The following is a 16290-nucleotide window of genomic DNA, read 5'->3' on the forward strand; positions in this document are numbered from 1 at the left end:
GAGCGAGGGGCTGGACGCACGAGGACCCCGCCGCGGTGCGGCGGGGTCCTCGTGAAAGTCGGCTCGGTCACCGGCTCCGGGGCGGCGCAGGCCCGGTCAGCGGCCCTCGGGCTCCGGAGCGCCGTCGCCGGACCCGCCGGAGGGCTCGTCCGCCGGGCTGACGTCCTCGGCCGGGTCAGCTCCGCCGGCCCCCTCCCGGGGGGCGAGCGCCTCCCCGAGGAGGCCCTCCTCCTCGACCGCGGACGGGGCGGGCACCTCGTCCACCGGTGCCTGCTCGTCGAGGCCCGGCTCCTGGGCCCCCACCTGCGGGGTCTCCGCCGGCGCGGCCTCCTCCGGGGCCTCGGGGGCCGGGACGTCGGCAGCCGGGGCCGGGGCCGGGGCGTCCTCGGGTGCCGCCGCGGCCTTGGAGCGCTTCCGCGGGCTCCGACGAGCCCGCTTCGCCGGTGCCTTCACCGGCTCGGTCTCCACCACCGGCTCGGCGTCGGCCGTCGTCTCGCCGACGGCCAGCGCCTCGTCGACCGGCACCTCGTCCAGCTCGGCGTCGGGGACCGACGGGGCCTCGGGGACCGCCGCGGCCTCGGGGTCCGCGAGCTCGGTGACCGGCTCGACGGGCGACTCCTCCTCGGGCGCCTGCTCGGCGGCGTCGGCGCGGACCGCCTCCACCGCCGCCTCGACGACGGCGGCCGCCGCCGCGCCGGCGGCCGCCCCGCCCTCGCCCTCGGCGGCCGCCACGGCCGCCTCGTGCTCGTGCCGCGAGGCGCGGGCGACCCGGGCGATGGCCTCGGCCACCTCGCGCGCGGAGGCGGCGCGGCGTCCCGCCTCGTCCGCGGGCTCGCCGCCCGCCTCGTCGCCGTCGTCCTCGGAGGTCGTCGCGACGTCGGCGTCGCCGGAGCCCCCGCGGCCCTTGCGGGAGCGGCGCGACCGGCCGCTGCCCTCCCCCTCGCCGTCGGAGGGCCCCTGCTCCGGCTGGCCGCCGCGGCGTCCGCCGCGACCGCTCCCGCCGTCCTCGCTGCTCGCCCTGCCCGTGAGCGGCTCGTCGTGCAGCAGCACGCCGCGGCCGCCGCAGTGCTCGCACGGCTCGCTGAAGACGTCGATCAGGCCCTGGCCGACGCGCTTGCGCGTCATCTGGACCAGGCCGAGCGAGGTGACCTCGGCGACCTGGTGCTTCGTCCGGTCGCGACCGAGGCACTCGACGAGGCGCCGGAGCACGAGGTCGCGGTTGACCTCGAGGACCATGTCGATGAAGTCGACGACGATGATCCCGCCGATGTCGCGCAGGCGGAGCTGGCGCACGACCTCCTCGGCGGCCTCGAGGTTGTTGCGGGTCACCGTCTCCTCGAGGTTGCCCCCGGCGCCGGTGAACTTGCCGGTGTTCACGTCGACGACCGTCATGGCCTCGGTGCGGTCGATCACGAGGGAGCCACCGCTCGGCAGCCACACCTTGCGGTCGAGCGCCTTGGCGATCTGCTCGTCGACCCGGTACGTCGCGAAGACGTCCCGGTCGTCCGAGCGCACCACCCGCTCGGCGAGGTCGGGGGCGACGCCGCCGACGTACTCGCTGACGACCGCGTACGCGTCCTCCCCCTCGACGACGAGCCGGGTGAAGTCCTCGTTGAAGACGTCGCGGACGACCTTGACCGCCAGGTCGGGCTCGGTGGACAGCGCGCTGGGGGCGCTGACGGCGGTCGAGCGCTTCTCGATCGTGGCCCACTGCTCCTGCAGGCGCTCGACGTCGCGACGCAGCTCCTCCTCGCTGGCGCCCTCGGCGGCGGTGCGCACGATCACGCCCGCGCTCTCGGGGACGACGGCCTTGAGGATCTTCTTGAGCCGCGTGCGCTCGGTGTCGGGCAGCTTGCGGCTGATGCCGGTCATCGAGCCGTTCGGCACGTAGACGAGGTAGCGCCCGGGCAGCGAGACCTGGCTGGTGAGCCGGGCGCCCTTGTGCCCCACCGGGTCCTTGGTCACCTGGACCAGGACCGGGTCCCCGGCCTTGAGGGCCAGCTCGATGCGGCGGGGCTGGCCCGCCAGCCCGGCGGCGTCCCAGTTGACCTCGCCGGCGTACAGGACGGCGTTGCGGCCGCGGCCGACGTCGACGAACGCGGCCTCCATGCTCGGCAGGACGTTCTGGACCTTGCCCAGGTACACGTTGCCGACCATCGAGGTCTGCGTGCGCCGGGCGACGTAGTGCTCGACGAGCACGCCGTCCTCCAGGACCGCGATCTGCGTGCGGTCGCCGCGCTCGCGCACGACCATCACGCGCTCGACGCTCTCGCGGCGGGCCAGGAACTCGGCCTCGGTGAGCACCGGGCGGCGGCGGCCGCCGTCGCGGCCGTCGCGGCGGCGCTGGCGCTTGGCCTCCAGGCGGGTCGAGCCCTTGAGGCCCGTCACCTCCTCCTCGGCGCGCCGCCGCTGGCGGTCCTCGCGGGACTCCGCGCCCGAGGAGCTCTCGGCGTCCCCGCCCCCGGAGCCGCTGCGGCGACGACGACGACGACGCCGGCTCGAGCCGCCCGAGCCCTCCTCGTCCGCCTCGTCCTCGCCGTCGGGCTGCTCGTCGCGGCCGCCGTCCTGCGCCGCGGTCTCGTCGTCCTGACCGCGGTCGCCGCGACCGGCCTCGTCGTCGGACTCCTCCCCCTCGTCGTCGGAGGAGTCGCCCGCCTGGTCCTCGCCGGCACCGGCGCGGCGCTTGCGGCCCCGGCCCCCGCGGCGACGGCGGCGGCGGCCGCCGTCCTCGTCGCTCTGGTCGTCCTCGTCGGGCGCACCGGCGGAGGAGCTCGTCTCCTCCGCCTCGTCCGCGGGAGCCGACGGCTCGACGTCCTCGGCCGCGGCGCTCCCGCCACGACGGCGGCGCGAGCGCCCTCGGCGCTCCTGCTGGCCCAGCTCGTCCAGCGCCGCGGTGACGGCGACGCCCGGGTCCTCGCCGCTCCCGGTGCTCGAGGCGGGCGACGCCTCGGGTGCGAGCTCCTGCTCCTCGCTCCGGGCCTCGGGGGCGGAGGGCGCGGGCGTGCTGGTCGGTTGGGGCTCCGCGGGCTCCTGGACGGGCACCGGCGGGCCCGCCGGGCGGGACGCGGCGCGACGGCGGCGCGGCGGTGCCGCGACGGGGGCCGGGGCCTGGAAGAGCGCGGCCGGGACCGACGCCGAGGGGCGGTCCGCGGGAGCGGGCTCGTCCGCGGCGGCGGACGTCGACGCGTCCACCGCCTCGTCCTGCGCCGCACCGGTGACCGGCGCGGCGTCCGACGGGGTCTCGGCGACGACGGCCGAGGTCTCGGCGACGACGGCCTCCGCTCGCTCGGCCGCCTCGGCGGCCGGCTCCCCGGGGGCCGCGGCGGACTGCCCGGGGGCTGCCGCGAGCTCGGCCGCCAGCGCGGCCTGCGCCGCGCTGCGCTCGTCGCCCGCGGCGGTCCCGGTCTCGGTCGCGGTGGCCGCGGGGGGCGCGCCCTCACCGGCGGCGGCACGGCGCGGGGCTCGGCGCCGACGAGTGCGCGGTGCCGGGGCCTCCTCCTGCTCCACCGCGGGGGCCTGCTCCTGAGCCTCGGGTGCGGCTGCGGCTGCGGGTGCGGGTGCGGGTGCGGGTGCCTCGGACGACGCCTCGGGCGCGGGGGCCTCCGGGGCCGCCGCGGCGGGGGCCGAGGTCGCACGGGTGGCGCGGCGGCGCGGCGCCCGGCGGGCGGGCGCCGGGGCGGCCTCTCCGGTCGGCGCCTCGGGAGCGCCCCCCTCGGGCCCCTCCTGCGCCGCGAGCGCCTGGTCGGCGACGGCCCGCTCGGCCACGGCCCGGTCGGCCGCCGCCTGCTGGGCCAGCGCCTCGTCCGCCGCAGCCTGGTCGGCCGCCGCCTGCTGGGCCACCGCCTCGTCCGCCGCAGCCTGGTCGGCAGCAGCCCGCTGGGCCAGCGCCTCGTCCGCCGCGGCCCGGTCGGCGGCGGCCTGGTCGGCGGCTGCCTGCTGGGCCAGGGCCTCGTCCGCCGCGGCCTGGTCGGCGGCGGCCTGCTGGGCCAGGGCGTCGTCCGCGGGAGCCGTGGACGCAGCCGGCTCCGGTGCCTGCGCGGGCGCCGCGACCGGGGGGCCGGCGGGGCGGGTGGCGGCTCGGCGACGTCGCGGCCGCGACGTCGGCGCGACCTGCGCCTCCCCGTCTCCTGCGCCGCTGCCCGCGCTCGTCGCGCTGCTGTCGTCCGGGATGTCGGTCGGTGCCACGGGGGCGCTCCCGTTCCACGCCAGGCGACGCGCCGCACCTGCTCGCGCTGGCGGTTCGTCGTCGCCCGAGGGCGACGGAAGTCGTGGGGTGCCTCCGGGCCTCGCAGCGTGCTCGCTCTCGAGCGCGCGCAGTGGGGCTCAGACGCCGACGGCACCTCGACCGGCGGCCAGTGGATCTGCCACGGCTACCGGGCCCTCCAGGAGCGGCCCCTGCGCCAGCCCGGTCGCACGAGGCGCTTGCGGCGGCGCGAGGTCGGACACCCCGCGGAGCGCGGTGAGGACGTCGTCGGGTCGGACGGCAGGTGCGGCGTGCCGGACGACCAGGTGGAGTATCGCACAGGGCTCCCCGTTCGCCCCCGAGGACGAGGACGCGGCGCCGTCAGTCGAGCGGGTGCAGGTCCAGCGGGTGCACGAGGTCGTCGAGGCCGGCCGGCTCGTCCTCGTCGTCCCCCGGGCGCTCGAGGGGGTGCACGAGCAGCTCCTTGGCCGGGCGGAAGCCGAGGCGGCGGTAGAGCGGGGCGGCGCGCGTGCCGCCCGGGGACAGCACGACGCGCACGAGGCCGGTCTCGCGGGCGTGGCCGAGGGCCGCCTCGACCAGCGCGCTGCCGGTGCCCCCGTCGCGGTGGTCCGGGAGCACGAACAGCCCGCCGAGGTAGCCCCACGCCGTCGTCACGGGCTCGCCGGGGCGCGGCATCCGCTCGTAGCGGGTGAGGCCGACCATGCCCACGGGCAGCCGCATCCCGGCGGGAGGCTCCCCCGCACCGCCGCGGGACTCGGCCAGCCAGAACGTGCGCTGGTGCGCCTGGGCGCGGACCCAGGCCATGAAGCGGCGGCCGAAGTCGTCGTCGGAGGGCGCGGGCCCCTGCCCGGAGGCGGCCGCACGGCGCAGCAGCGCGAGCGCCGCGACGTCACCGGCGGCCTCCAGGACGGCGGGACGGATGCGCACGGCGCTCAGGACGTGCCCCCGGACGCGCGGGGGCCGGCGGCCTCGAGGCCCGCCCCGCCGGTGACCCGCGCGCGGCCACGGGGCGGCAGCGGGCGGGAGAGGTGGTCGCGGGTCACCGCAGCGGTGTCGACGGGCGGCATGGGCACTCCCGACGAGACGGGTGCGGGGGACGCGGGCAGGCTACCCCGGCCCCTGCCCCGGGGCCCGTTCCCGGGCCCGCTCCCCGGAGCCCGTCGCCGGGGCGCCGGCACGGCCCCGGCGGACGTCAGCCCCGGGGGAACCAGAGGGCGATCTCACGGGCGGCGGACTCCGGGGAGTCCGAGCCGTGGACGAGGTTCTGCTGGACCCTCAGCCCCCAGTCGCGGCCGAGGTCCCCGCGGATCGTGCCGGGCGCCGCGGTCGTCGGCTCGGTCGCGCCGGCGATGCTGCGGAAGCCCTCGATGCAGCGCTGGCCCTCGACCACGACGGCGGCCACCGGGCCGGACGACATGAACTCGACCAGCGGCTCGTAGAACGGCTTGCCCTCGTGCTCGGCGTAGTGCTGGCCGAGGACCTCGCGGGTGGGCGTGCGCAGGTCGAGCGCCACGAGGCGGTACCCCTTGGCCTCGACGCGGCGCAGGACCTCCCCCACGAGGCCGCGGGAGACGCCGTCGGGCTTGACGAGGACCAGGGTGCGCTCGACGTCGGTCTGCTGGTCGGCCATGGGGGTCCTCCGGTCGTCGGCCGGGGTCCCCGGCGCGGCGGCACGGCTCGGCGGTCGCCGGGCCGCGCCGGAGCCTAGCGACCGGCGCGCGCGCACCACCGGCGCGGGGAGCCCGCAGCCCTCCTCCGCCTCGCCGCCGCTCCTCGACTACAGGCGCGCCGGCCTCGCGCCGGCGGGCGGCTCGCCGTCGTCCCAGGTGTCGGGGTGGCCCCAGCGCTCGACGAACTCGGCCCGCTCGCGGTCGACCTTGCGGCCCAGCCGCAGCATCCCGAACCACAGGACGACGAACAGCCCGCCGAGGGCGAACATCGCCGGGAGCACCAGGCCGCCGAGCACCACCACCGCCTGCAGGACCCAGCCGAGGGCGATCCCCCACGGCCGCCGCACGAGCCCGGACGAGAGCAGCAGGACCGCCGCGAGGCCGAGGCCGCCGCCCCACACCAGGCCGGCGGGCGCCTGCGAGAGCTGCGACGCCGCCAGGACGGCGAAGAAGACGAGGAACGCCTCGAGGACGAGCACCGAGGCGGCCAGGCGCGCGGTCACCGGCGCCCGCCCCCCTCGCCGTCGTCGTCGAGGTAGCCGGGCTCGCCCGGGTCCCCGAGGTCGTCCTCCGGGTCGGGCTCCACGCCCCCGACGCCGCCGCGCGGGTCCCCGACGCCGTCCTCGTCGGCGTCGAGGCGGTAGCCGAGGATGTCGAGGGGGTCCCGCTCGTCGGCGTCGCCCTCGTCCTCCTCCGGCGGCGCCGGGACGGGGGCGCCGCGGGTGCGCGCCGGGGCGTCCACCGCCGGGGCGCCGAGCAGCTGGCGCGCCTCGGCCGCCACCGTCACCGAGCCGGTGACGAGCACGCCGCCGGAGCCCCCGCCCCCGACGTCGGCGAGGTCGACGGCCGTCGCGAGGGCCTGGTCCAGCCGCTCGACGACGTGGACCCGGTCCTCGCCGAAGACGTCGCGCGCCAGCTCGGCCAGCACCTCGACGTCGACGGCCCGCGGCGAGCTCGAGCGGGTGATCACGACCTCCTCGAGCGCGGGCTCGAGCAGGGCGAGGACCGCCTCGGCGTCCTTGCCCTCGAGGACCCCGACGACGCCGACGCCGTGCCGGACGTCGAAGGCCTCCTCGAGCGCCTGCACGAGGCTCTCGACGCCGGCCGGGTTGTGCGCCGCGTCGACGAGCACGAGCGGCGAGGGCCGCAGCACCTCCAGGCGCCCCGGGGAGGCGACGTCGCCGAGCGCCGTCTCCAGGACCGAGCCGTCGAGGGCGCGCTCGCCCCCGCCGAGCAGCGCCTCGACGGCGACGACGGCGAGCGCGGCGTTGTGGGCCTGGTGCTCGCCGTGCAGCGGCAGGAAGACGTCCTCGTAGCGGGCGGCGAGCCCCTGGACGGCGATGAGCTGGCCGCCGACCGCGACCGAGCGGCCCGCGAGCGCGAAGTGCTCGTCCTCGCGCACGAGCCGCACGTGCAGCGAGGCGGCGCGCTCGCGCAGGACGTCGTCGACGCCGTCGGGCTGCCGGCCGACCACGGCGATGGCGTTGCGGCGCAGGATCCCGGCCTTCTCCCCCGCGATCTCCTCCACCGTGTCGCCGAGCAGGTCGGTGTGGTCCAGCGAGACGGGCGTGACGACCTGGACGGCGGACTCGACGACGTTCGTGGCGTCCCACGCGCCGCCCAGGCCCACCTCGACGACGGCGACGTCCACCGGCGCCTCCGCGAAGGCCGCGAAGGCCATCACGGCGAGCGCCTCGAAGTACGTCAGCGGCACCTCGCCGGCGGTCCGCAGCTCGCCGTCGACGAGCGCCAGGTACGGCGCGACGTCCTCGTGCAGGTCGGCGAAGGCCTCGTCGGCCAGCGGCAGGCCGTCCACGCTGATGCGCTCGGTGACGCTGTGCAGGTGCGGGCTGGTGAAGCGCCCGGTGCGCAGGTCGTGCTCGCGCAGCAGCCGCTCGGCGATGCGCGCCGTCGACGTCTTGCCGTTGGTGCCCCCGACGTGGACCACCGGGTACGCCCGGTGGGGGTCGCCGAGGAGCTCCAGCGCCCGGCGCACCGGGTCCAGCCGGGGCTGCACCGCGCTCTCGGGGGTGCGGGCGAGCAGCTCGGCGTGGGCGGCGCGCAGGCGACCGGCCGGCGAGCCGGGGGCCGAGGACCCCGTCGGGGCGCTCATCGCTGCTCCACCCGGACGCGCACGGCCGCGCCGTCGCCGACGACGCCGTCGCTGACGCCGCCCGCGGGGTCGGCGTCGCCGTCCGCGAGCGCTCCCGCCGCTCCTCCCACGTCCCGGGCGGCCGCGAAGGTCGCCACGCCGACGGAGTCCGCCAGCACCTCCCGCTGCAGCAGGCCCTGGTGGGTCATCACCGCGTCCACCACCGGGTCGTCGCCGAGCACGGTGAGCCGGATGCGGTCCCCCAGCGCGAGGCCCGCGTCGCGGCGCGCCTGCTGGACGGTGCGGACGACGTCGCGGGCGACGCCCTCGGCCGCGAGCTCCGGCGTGACCTCGGTGGACAGGACCACCCAGCCGCTGCCGGGCAGCACCTGCGTCGCCGTCCCCGGCGCCTGCTCGCCGACCACGCGCGCCACCTCGTACTCCCCCTCCTGCAGGGCGATGCCACCGGCGACGACCGTGCCGTCCTCGCCGATCTGCACGTCCCCGGCCTTGGCGGCCCCCAGCGCCACCTGCACCTGCTTGCCCAGGCGCGGCCCGGCCGCGCGGGCGTTGACGACGACCCTCTCCACGACACCTCCCCCGGCGTCGGCCGTGCTGCGCAGCACCACCTCCCGCACGTTGACCTCGTCGCGGACGACGTCGGCGAAGGGCTCCAGCGCGGCCAGGTCCTCGACGACCACCTCCAGTCGCGCCAGCGGCAGCCGCGTGCGCAGCCCGGCGCCCTTGCGCAGGGACGACGCCGCGGAGCAGACCGCCCGCACGCGGTCCATCGCCGCCACGAGCTCCGGGTCGTGCGCGAGGCCGTGCTCGGCGCCGGAGGACGGCCAGTCCTCCAGGTGGACGCTGCGCCCGCCCGTCAGCCCGCGCCAGACCTCCTCGGTGGTCAGCGGCAGCAGCGGCGCGGCCACGCGGGCGACGACCTCCAGGACGCGCGCGAGCGTGTCCATCGCCGCGCCGTCCTCGGCCCAGAAGCGCGCGCGCGAGCGCCGGACGTACCAGTTGGTCAGCACGTCGACGAACTCGCGCACGGCCTCGCAGGCCCCCGCGACGTCGACGACGTCGAGCGCCGCCGTGACGTCGTCGACGAGGTCGGCCGTGCGGGCGACCACGTACCGGTCCAGCGGGTCCGCGGACGGCGGGGCGTCGAGACGTGCCGCTCGCCCGCGGCCGCCGTCCGCGCTGTTGGCGTAGAGCGCGAAGAAGGACCACGCGTTCCACAGCGGCAGCAGCACGGCCCGCACGCCCTCCCGGATGCCGGCCTCGGTGACCACGAGGTTGCCGCCGCGCAGCACGGGCGAGGCCATGAGGAACCACCGCATGGCGTCGGAGCCGTCGCGGGCGAAGACCTCGCCGACGTCGGGGTAGTTGCGCAGGCTCTTGGACATCTTCTGGCCGTCGTCGCCGAGGACGATCCCGTGGCTGACGACGCGGCGGAACGCCGGCCGGTCGAACAGGGCCGTCGCCAGCACGTGCATCGTGTAGAACCAGCCGCGCGTCTGGCCGATGTACTCCACGACGAAGTCGCCGGGGAAGTGGTGCTCGAACCAGTCGCCGTTCTCGAACGGCGCGTGCACCTGCGCGAACGGCATGGAGCCGGAGTCGAACCACACGTCCAGGACGTCGGGCACGCGGCGCATGGTCGAGCGCCCCGTGGGGTCGTCGGGGTTCGGCCGGGTGAGCTCGTCGACGAACGGCCGGTGCAGGTCGGTCGGGCGGACGCCGAAGTCGCGCTCCAGCTCGTCGAGGGAGCCGTAGACGTCGGTGCGCGGGTGCGCAGGGTCGTCCGAGACCCACACCGGCAGCGGACTGCCCCAGAAGCGGTTGCGGCTGATGGACCAGTCGCGGGCCCCCTCCAGCCACTTGCCGAACTGCCCGTCCTTGACGTGGCCGGGCACCCACTCGACGAGCTGGTTGAGCTCGACCATCCGGTCCTTGACCTTCGTCACCTCGACGAACCACGAGGAGACGGCCTTGTAGATCAGCGGGTTCCGGCAGCGCCAGCAGTGCGGGTAGGAGTGCACGTAGCTGTCGGCGCGCAGGAGCTGCCCGCGCTCGCGCAGCACCCGGGTGATCGGGGTGTTGGCCTCGAAGACGTGCTGGCCCTCGAAGTCGGGCACCACGGAGGTGAAGCGCGCGCGGTCGTCGACCGTGAGGACGACCGGGATGCCGTGCTCGGCGCAGACCCGCTGGTCGTCCTCGCCGTAGGCTGGCGCCATGTGGACGACGCCGGTGCCGTCCTCGGTCGTCACGTGGTCGCTCGGCACGACGACGAACGCGCGCTCGGTGCTGAAGACCTCGGCGTCGGCGAGGTAGTCGAACAGCGGGGCGTACCGGCGCCCGACCAGGTCGGCCCCGCGCAGCCGCTCCACGACGCGCGCCGACGGGTCCTCGCCCAGGTCGAGGACCTCGGCGTAGGCGCCCAGGCGGGCCTCGGCGAGGACGTAGCGCTCGCCGCCCTCGCCGCCCTCGCCGCAGGCGGCCGCGGGGCCGGCCTCGACGACGGCGTAGTCGACGTCGGGCCCGACGGCGACGGCGAGGTTGCTCGGCAGGGTCCACGGCGTCGTCGTCCACGCCAGCAGGCGCTCGCCCGTCTCCAGGCCGAACCAGACGGTGACCGCCGGGTCCTGCCGCTGCTGGTAGACGTCGTCGTCCATCCGCAGCTCGTGGTTGGACAGCGGCGTCTCGTCGCGCCAGCAGTACGGCAGCACCCGCTGGCCCTCGTAGACCAGGCCCTTGTCGTGCAGGGTCTTGAAGGCCCACATGACGCTCTCCATGTAGGAGAGGTCGAGGGTCTTGTAGTCGGCGTCGAAGTCGACCCAGCGCGCCTGGCGGGTGACGTAGTCCTGCCACTCGTCGGTGTACCGGAGCACGCTGGCCCGGCAGGCCTCGTTGAAGACCTCGATGCCCATCTCGAGCACGTCGCGCTTGCCGCCGATGCCCAGCTGACGCTCGGCCTCGAGCTCGGCGGGCAGGCCGTGGCAGTCCCAGCCGAAGCGCCGCTCCACCCGGCGCCCGCGCATGGTCTGGTATCGCGGGACGACGTCCTTGACGTAGCCGGTGAGCAGGTGGCCGTAGTGGGGCAGGCCGTTGGCGAACGGCGGGCCGTCGTAGAAGACGTACTCGTTGGCGCCGTCCTCGCCCGCCGACCGCTGCTCGACGCTGGCGCGGAACGTGCCGTCGGCGGCCCAGTGGTCGAGGACGCGGCGCTCGAGCGCGGGGAGGTCCGGCGACGAGCTGACGCCGGCCTCCGGCACGTCCTGGCCGGAGCTGGCCTGGGGGTAGACCACGGTGCGGACCTCCTCGCCCGGGCGCACGCGCGTGCGCTCCGACCACGAGGACGAGGGCCCGGCGTCCGGCCGGTGCTCCCGCGGTACCACCTCGCTTGCGTCCCGCACTCGCGTGCCGGACGCCGCTCGTTCTCCAGCGATGACGGGCTGGTCCCGTCCGGGTCTACTGGGGCGCCTCCCCTCGCGGGGCTGCGCCTGTTCTTCCGGAGGCTCGCCGGTGATGGCCGGGTCGACGCCGTGTGCGACCAGGCTACGCGCCCGCGGGCGCGGGCGGCCAGCGAGCACAGCGCGGGGCGCACCGCGCCGGTGAGATGGAGGTTCGCGTCACCCGACGGGTCGCCCGGTGACGCGGACCTCCATCTCGCCGCAGTCCGCGGAGAGCTCGAGACCGACCTCGAGGCTGCCGCCACCGGACGGGCGTCCCGCGGCTGCAGCCTCGAGGTCGTGGCGCCGCGGCTCAGGCGGTCAGTCGCACTTGGCCAGCTCGGCGTCGCGGTCGGTGGCCAGCGAGGCGGCCTCGCGCTCGTACCCGCTGATCGCGTCGACCTTGGCCGCCGAGGCCGAGGAGGTGTCGAAGCGGTAGCCCAGCCAGTCCTTGGCGAGGCGACGGGCCAGCTCGAGCCCGACGACGCGCTGGCCGAAGCACAGGACCTGGGCGTCGTTGGACAGGACGGCGCGCTCGACGGAGAAGCTGTCGTGCGCCGTCACGGCGCGCACGCCCGGCACCTTGTTGGCGCTGATGGCGACGCCGAGCCCCGTGCCGCACACGAGCAGCGCGCGGTCCGCGCGGCCGTCGGCCACGCGGCGGGCGGCCTCGACGGCCACGTGCGGGTAGGCGGTCGACTCGTCGCCGTTGACGCCGACGTCGATCACCTCCGCGACGCGGTCGTCGGCCTCCAGGTCGGCCTTGATGGCGTCCTTGTACTGCACCCCTGCGTCGTCAGCCCCGACGACGATCGTCCAGCCCTGCTCAGCCATGGCTCCTCCTGTGCTCGTCCGACGTCCTGCTGCTCGTCCTGACCGGCCCCCATGGGTCCGGTCCTGGTGGTGCCAACGCCCCACCCCCGGTGGTCATGCCCCGCAGTCGCCCGCCCCCTCGCTCGCCCGAGGCGCCGCTCCCCGCGGGAGGTCACCCCGGCAGGAGCGAGACCTTCACCGAGCGCGAGGAGTCGGCGACGAGGTCCAGGCCCTCCTGGAAGCGGGAGATCGGCAGCTGGTGGGAGCAGATCTCGTCCAGCGGCAGCACCCCGGACTCGATCATCGCGATCGCCGCCGGCCAGGTGTAGGCCCCCAGGTGGGCGCCCAGGACGTCGAGCTCCTTGTCGTCGCTGATGATCGACCAGTCGACGGAGACGGCGTCCTTGAAGACCGAGTACTCCACGAAGGTGCCCTGCTTGCGCAGCAGGGCCAGGCCCTGGCCGACCGCCGAGGGGTGGCCGGTGCCCTCGATGTAGACGTCGGCGCCGTAGCCGTCGGTCAGCGAGGCGACGACCTCCTGGACGTCCTCCTCGGCGATGTCCACCACGACGTCGGCGCCGCACTTCCTGGCCAGCTCGAGCTTGGCCGGGACGGCGTCCAGCGCGACGACGTGGGCGGGGCCCTTGGCCCGGGCCCCGGCGATCATGCCGAGGCCGATGGGCCCGCACCCTGCGACGACGACGACGTCCCCGAACTGGATGCCCGCGCGCTCGACCGCGTGCAGCGAGCACGCCAGCGGCTCGGCGAAGGCGGCGTGCTGGGGCGGGATGGTCGGGTCGACCGTGTGCACGCGGGCGTTCGCCGGGAAGACCATGTACTCCGCCATGGCGCCCGGGGTGGCGCGCTTGAAGCCGAACATCACGTGCGGTGCGCACAGGTGGTACTGCCCGCGCAGGCAGTAGCGGCACTCGCCGCACGGGACGATCTGCTCGGCGACCACGCGGTCCCCGACGGAGACCCCCCAGCGGGCGGCGGCCTCGTCGTCGACCTCGACGACCTCGCCGACGAACTCGTGGCCCGGCACGACCTCGGTCTCGGCCCACGCGGGGCGGCTGTCGTCGCCCCAGAACTTCGCGGCGCCGTGGTAGCACTTCAGGTCGCTCGCGCAGATGCCCACGGCCTGCACGCGCACGAGGGCCTCGCCCGGCCCGGGCCGGGGCACCGGGACCTCCGCCAGCCGGTAGTCCTGCGGGCCGTGGCAGACGACCGCCTGCATCGTCGTGGGGGCGCTGTCGCTCACCGTCGGGCTCCTCATCGGCTCTCGCCGCGTCGTCGCGTCACCGGCCCCGCGGGGCCCGCCGGCCTCTGTGCCGGCGCGCCCCGAGAGTAGGACGGTCGCGGCTCCCCCGTCCCCGCTGGGCCCCGCCGCGCGCGCCCCGACGGGCCGGACCCGCGCCGCCGGTCTGGGAAGATCGGCCCCATGCCCGACGCGCGCACCCCGCAGGTCCCGGACAAGCCCTCCCTCGACGGCCTCGAGGACCGCTGGTCGCGCGTCTGGGAGGAGGGCGGCACCTACCGCTTCGACCGCTCGGCGCAGCGCGCCGACGTCTACTCGATCGACACCCCGCCGCCCACCGCGTCGGGGTCCCTGCACGTGGGCCACGTCTTCTCGTACACGCACACCGACCTCGTGGCCCGCTTCCAGCGGATGCGCGGGAAGACGGTCTTCTACCCGATCGGCTGGGACGACAACGGCCTGCCGACCGAGCGCCGGGTGCAGAACTACTTCGGCGTCCGCTGCGACCCCTCGCTCCCCCACGACCCGGACTTCGTCCCCCCGCTCCGGGGCGCCGAGGGCAAGAGCGTCAAGGCCGCCGACCAGGTGCCCGTCGACCGGCGCACCTTCACGCGCCTGTGCGTGGAGCTGACGCAGGAGGACGAGAAGGCCTTCGAGGCGCTGTTCCGCCGCCTCGGGCTGTCGGTGGACTGGACGCAGCAGTACCAGACCATCGACGACCGCTCCCGCGCCGTCTCCCAGCAGGCCTTCCTCGCCAACCTCGAGCGCGGCCAGGCCTACCAGGCCCAGGCCCCCGGCCTGTGGGACGTCACCTTCCAGACCGCCGTGGCCCAGGCCGAGCTCGAGGCGCGCGACTACCCGGGCGCCTTCCACCGGGTCGCGTTCTCCCGCACCGACTCCGGTGAGCCGGTCCACATCGAGACCACGCGGCCGGAGCTCGTCCCCGCCGTCGTGGCGCTCATCGCGCACCCCGACGACGAGCGGTACCAGCCGCTGTTCGGCACGACGGTCCGCTCCCCGCTGTTCGACGTCGAGATCCCCGTGCTGGCGCACCCGGCCGCCGAGCCCGACAAGGGCGCCGGCATCGCCATGTGCTGCACCTTCGGCGACCTCACCGACGTGCAGTGGTGGCGCGACCTGCAGCTGCCCACCCGCCCCGTCGTCGGCCGCGACGGGCGGCTCGTGCGCGAGACGCCGTCATGGGTCACCGGCGAGCGCGGCCGCGAGGTCTACGCCCGGCTCGCGGGCAAGACGTCCTTCTCCGCGCGCGAGGCGGTCGTGGCCGCCCTGCGCGAGAGCGGCGACCTCGACGGCGAGCCGGTGCCGACGCAGCGCAAGACCAACTTCTTCGAGAAGGGCGACAAGCCCCTCGAGATCGTCACCAGCCGGCAGTGGTACCTGCGCAACGGCGGCCGCGACGGCGAGCTGCGCCAGCAGCTGCTCGACCGGGGCGCCGAGCTGGCCTTCCACCCGTCCTTCATGCGCGTGCGCTACGAGAACTGGGTGGGCGGGCTGACCGGTGACTGGCTCGTCAGCCGCCAGCGCTCCTACGGCGTGCCCATCCCGGTCTGGTACCCGGTCGGAGAGGACGGCGCGCCCCGCTACGACGAGCCGATCACGCCGCCGGTGGCGGACCTGCCGGTCGACCCCTCGAGCGACGTCCCCGCCGGGTACGAGGAGTCCCAGCGCGGCGCCGCGGGCGGTTTCGTCGGCGAGGCCGACGTCATGGACACGTGGGCGACGTCGTCGCTGAGCCCCCAGATCGCCGGCGGCTGGGGCGAGCGCGACGGCGACGCGGACCTGTGGTCGCGCGTGGCCCCCTACGACCTGCGCCCGCAGGGGCAGGACATCATCCGCACCTGGCTGTTCTCCACGGTCGTGCGCGCCCACCTCGAGGACGACGCCCTGCCGTGGCGCAACGCGGCCATCAGCGGCTGGATCCTCGACCCGGACCGCAAGAAGATGAGCAAGTCCAAGGGCAACGTCGTCACGCCCGTGGACCTGCTGGAGGACCACGGCACCGACGCCGTGCGCTACTGGGCCGCCTCGGCGCGCCTGGGCACCGACGCCACCTTCGACGTCGCGCAGATGAAGGTCGGGCGCCGCCTGGCCATCAAGGTCCTCAACGCCAGCAAGTTCGTGCTCTCGTTCGGCTCCGCACCCGCGGAGGACGTCACCGAGCCGGTCGACCGGGCGATGCTCGCCGGCCTGGCCGAGGTCGTGGATGAGGCGACCGCCGCGTTCGAGGCCTACGACCACCAGCGCGCCCTGTCGGTGACCGAGACGTTCTTCTGGCGCTTCTGCGACGACTACCTCGAGCTGGTCAAGGACCGCGCGTACGCGGGCGGCGCCGAGGAGGCCGACGCCGGCGCCCGCTCGGCCCGGGCCGCGCTGTCGACCGCGCTCGACGTCCTGCTGCGGCTCCTGGCGCCCGTCCTCCCCTTCGCCACGGAGGAGGTCTGGTCGTGGTCGCACGACGGCGGGTCCGTGCACCGCGCCGCCTGGCCGGTCGCCGCTCCCCTGCGCGCCGTCGGCGGGGACGCGGACCCGCGGGCGCTGCCCGTGGTCGGCAGCGCGCTGGCCGGCGTCCGGAAGGCCAAGTCGCAGGCCAAGGTCTCCCAGCGCACGCAGGCCCGGCGCGCCGTGGTCACCGCCCCGGCGACCGAGGTGGCGCTCCTGCGCCTCGCCGCGGACGACCTGCGCGGCGCCGGCCGGGTGGACGTGCTCGACCTGCGCGAGGGCGGCGAGGAGCTCGTCGTCTCCGACGTGGAGCTGGTGACCGAGGACGCCTGACCCGGTCG

Annotated in this window: 9 protein-coding genes and 1 pseudogene; 1 reads left to right on the forward strand and 9 read right to left on the reverse strand. The window is 76.4% G+C overall.

Annotated elements, in window-relative coordinates:
- Positions 1–96: 96 nt before the first annotated feature.
- From Q0848_RS04740 to Q0848_RS04775, 9 genes and pseudogenes are all read right to left on the reverse strand, one after another.
- Positions 97–4185: an Rne/Rng family ribonuclease gene (locus Q0848_RS04740; protein WP_299035536.1), complete on the reverse strand. Its 4089-nt coding sequence runs from the start codon at positions 4183–4185 to the stop codon at positions 97–99.
- Between the two features lie 138 nt (positions 4186–4323).
- A pseudogene (locus Q0848_RS18990) lies at positions 4324–4527 on the reverse strand (radical SAM protein); the annotation flags it as partial.
- 37 nt (positions 4528–4564) lie between these two features.
- A complete protein-coding gene (locus Q0848_RS04745; RefSeq protein WP_299035539.1) occupies positions 4565–5131 on the reverse strand; it encodes a GNAT family N-acetyltransferase in 567 nt (188 codons plus the stop codon).
- Between the two features lie 265 nt (positions 5132–5396).
- On the reverse strand, positions 5397–5834 hold the full coding sequence (ndk, locus tag Q0848_RS04750) for a nucleoside-diphosphate kinase (RefSeq protein WP_299035542.1): 438 nt from the start codon (positions 5832–5834) through the stop codon (positions 5397–5399).
- A gap of 147 nt (positions 5835–5981) precedes the next feature.
- Complete coding sequence (locus Q0848_RS04755; RefSeq protein ID WP_299035544.1) at positions 5982–6377, reverse strand: DUF4233 domain-containing protein; 396 nt, start codon at positions 6375–6377, stop codon at positions 5982–5984.
- Positions 6374–7987, reverse strand: a complete 1614-nt coding sequence (locus Q0848_RS04760; protein ID WP_299035547.1) for a folylpolyglutamate synthase/dihydrofolate synthase family protein — start codon at positions 7985–7987, stop codon at positions 6374–6376. The genes Q0848_RS04755 and Q0848_RS04760 overlap by 4 nt, the downstream gene beginning before the upstream one ends.
- A complete protein-coding gene (gene ileS, locus Q0848_RS04765) occupies positions 7984–11274 on the reverse strand; it encodes an isoleucine--tRNA ligase (RefSeq protein ID WP_299035550.1) in 3291 nt (1096 codons plus the stop codon). Before ileS ends, Q0848_RS04760 begins: the two co-directional genes overlap by 4 nt.
- A gap of 465 nt (positions 11275–11739) precedes the next feature.
- Entirely contained in the window at positions 11740–12252 is a 513-nt protein-coding gene (locus Q0848_RS04770) for a ribose-5-phosphate isomerase (protein ID WP_299035553.1), read from the reverse strand.
- Between the two features lie 151 nt (positions 12253–12403).
- On the reverse strand, positions 12404–13492 hold the full coding sequence (locus tag Q0848_RS04775; RefSeq protein ID WP_299035556.1) for an alcohol dehydrogenase catalytic domain-containing protein: 1089 nt from the start codon (positions 13490–13492) through the stop codon (positions 12404–12406).
- A gap of 180 nt (positions 13493–13672) precedes the next feature.
- Between Q0848_RS04775 and valS the strand changes: the two genes are divergently transcribed.
- The gene (valS, locus tag Q0848_RS04780; RefSeq protein WP_299035559.1) at positions 13673–16282 is read left to right on the forward strand and encodes a valine--tRNA ligase; all 2610 of its coding nucleotides are present in this window, start codon (positions 13673–13675) and stop codon (positions 16280–16282) included.
- The last annotated feature ends 8 nt before the right edge of the window (positions 16283–16290 follow it).

Source organism: uncultured Pseudokineococcus sp. (genome assembly GCF_947495735.1).
Classification (GTDB): Bacteria; Actinomycetota; Actinomycetes; order Actinomycetales; family Quadrisphaeraceae; genus Pseudokineococcus.

Coding starts and splice junctions, on each gene's coding strand:
- Q0848_RS04770 (WP_299035553.1), bottom strand. CDS start 12,252: ATGGCTGAGCAGGGCTGGACGATCGTCGTCGGGGCTGACGACGCAGGG.
- Q0848_RS04760 (WP_299035547.1), bottom strand. CDS start 7,987: ATGAGCGCCCCGACGGGGTCCTCGGCCCCCGGCTCGCCGGCCGGTCGC.
- valS (WP_299035559.1), top strand. CDS start 13,673: ATGCCCGACGCGCGCACCCCGCAGGTCCCGGACAAGCCCTCCCTCGAC.
- ndk (WP_299035542.1), bottom strand. CDS start 5,834: ATGGCCGACCAGCAGACCGACGTCGAGCGCACCCTGGTCCTCGTCAAG.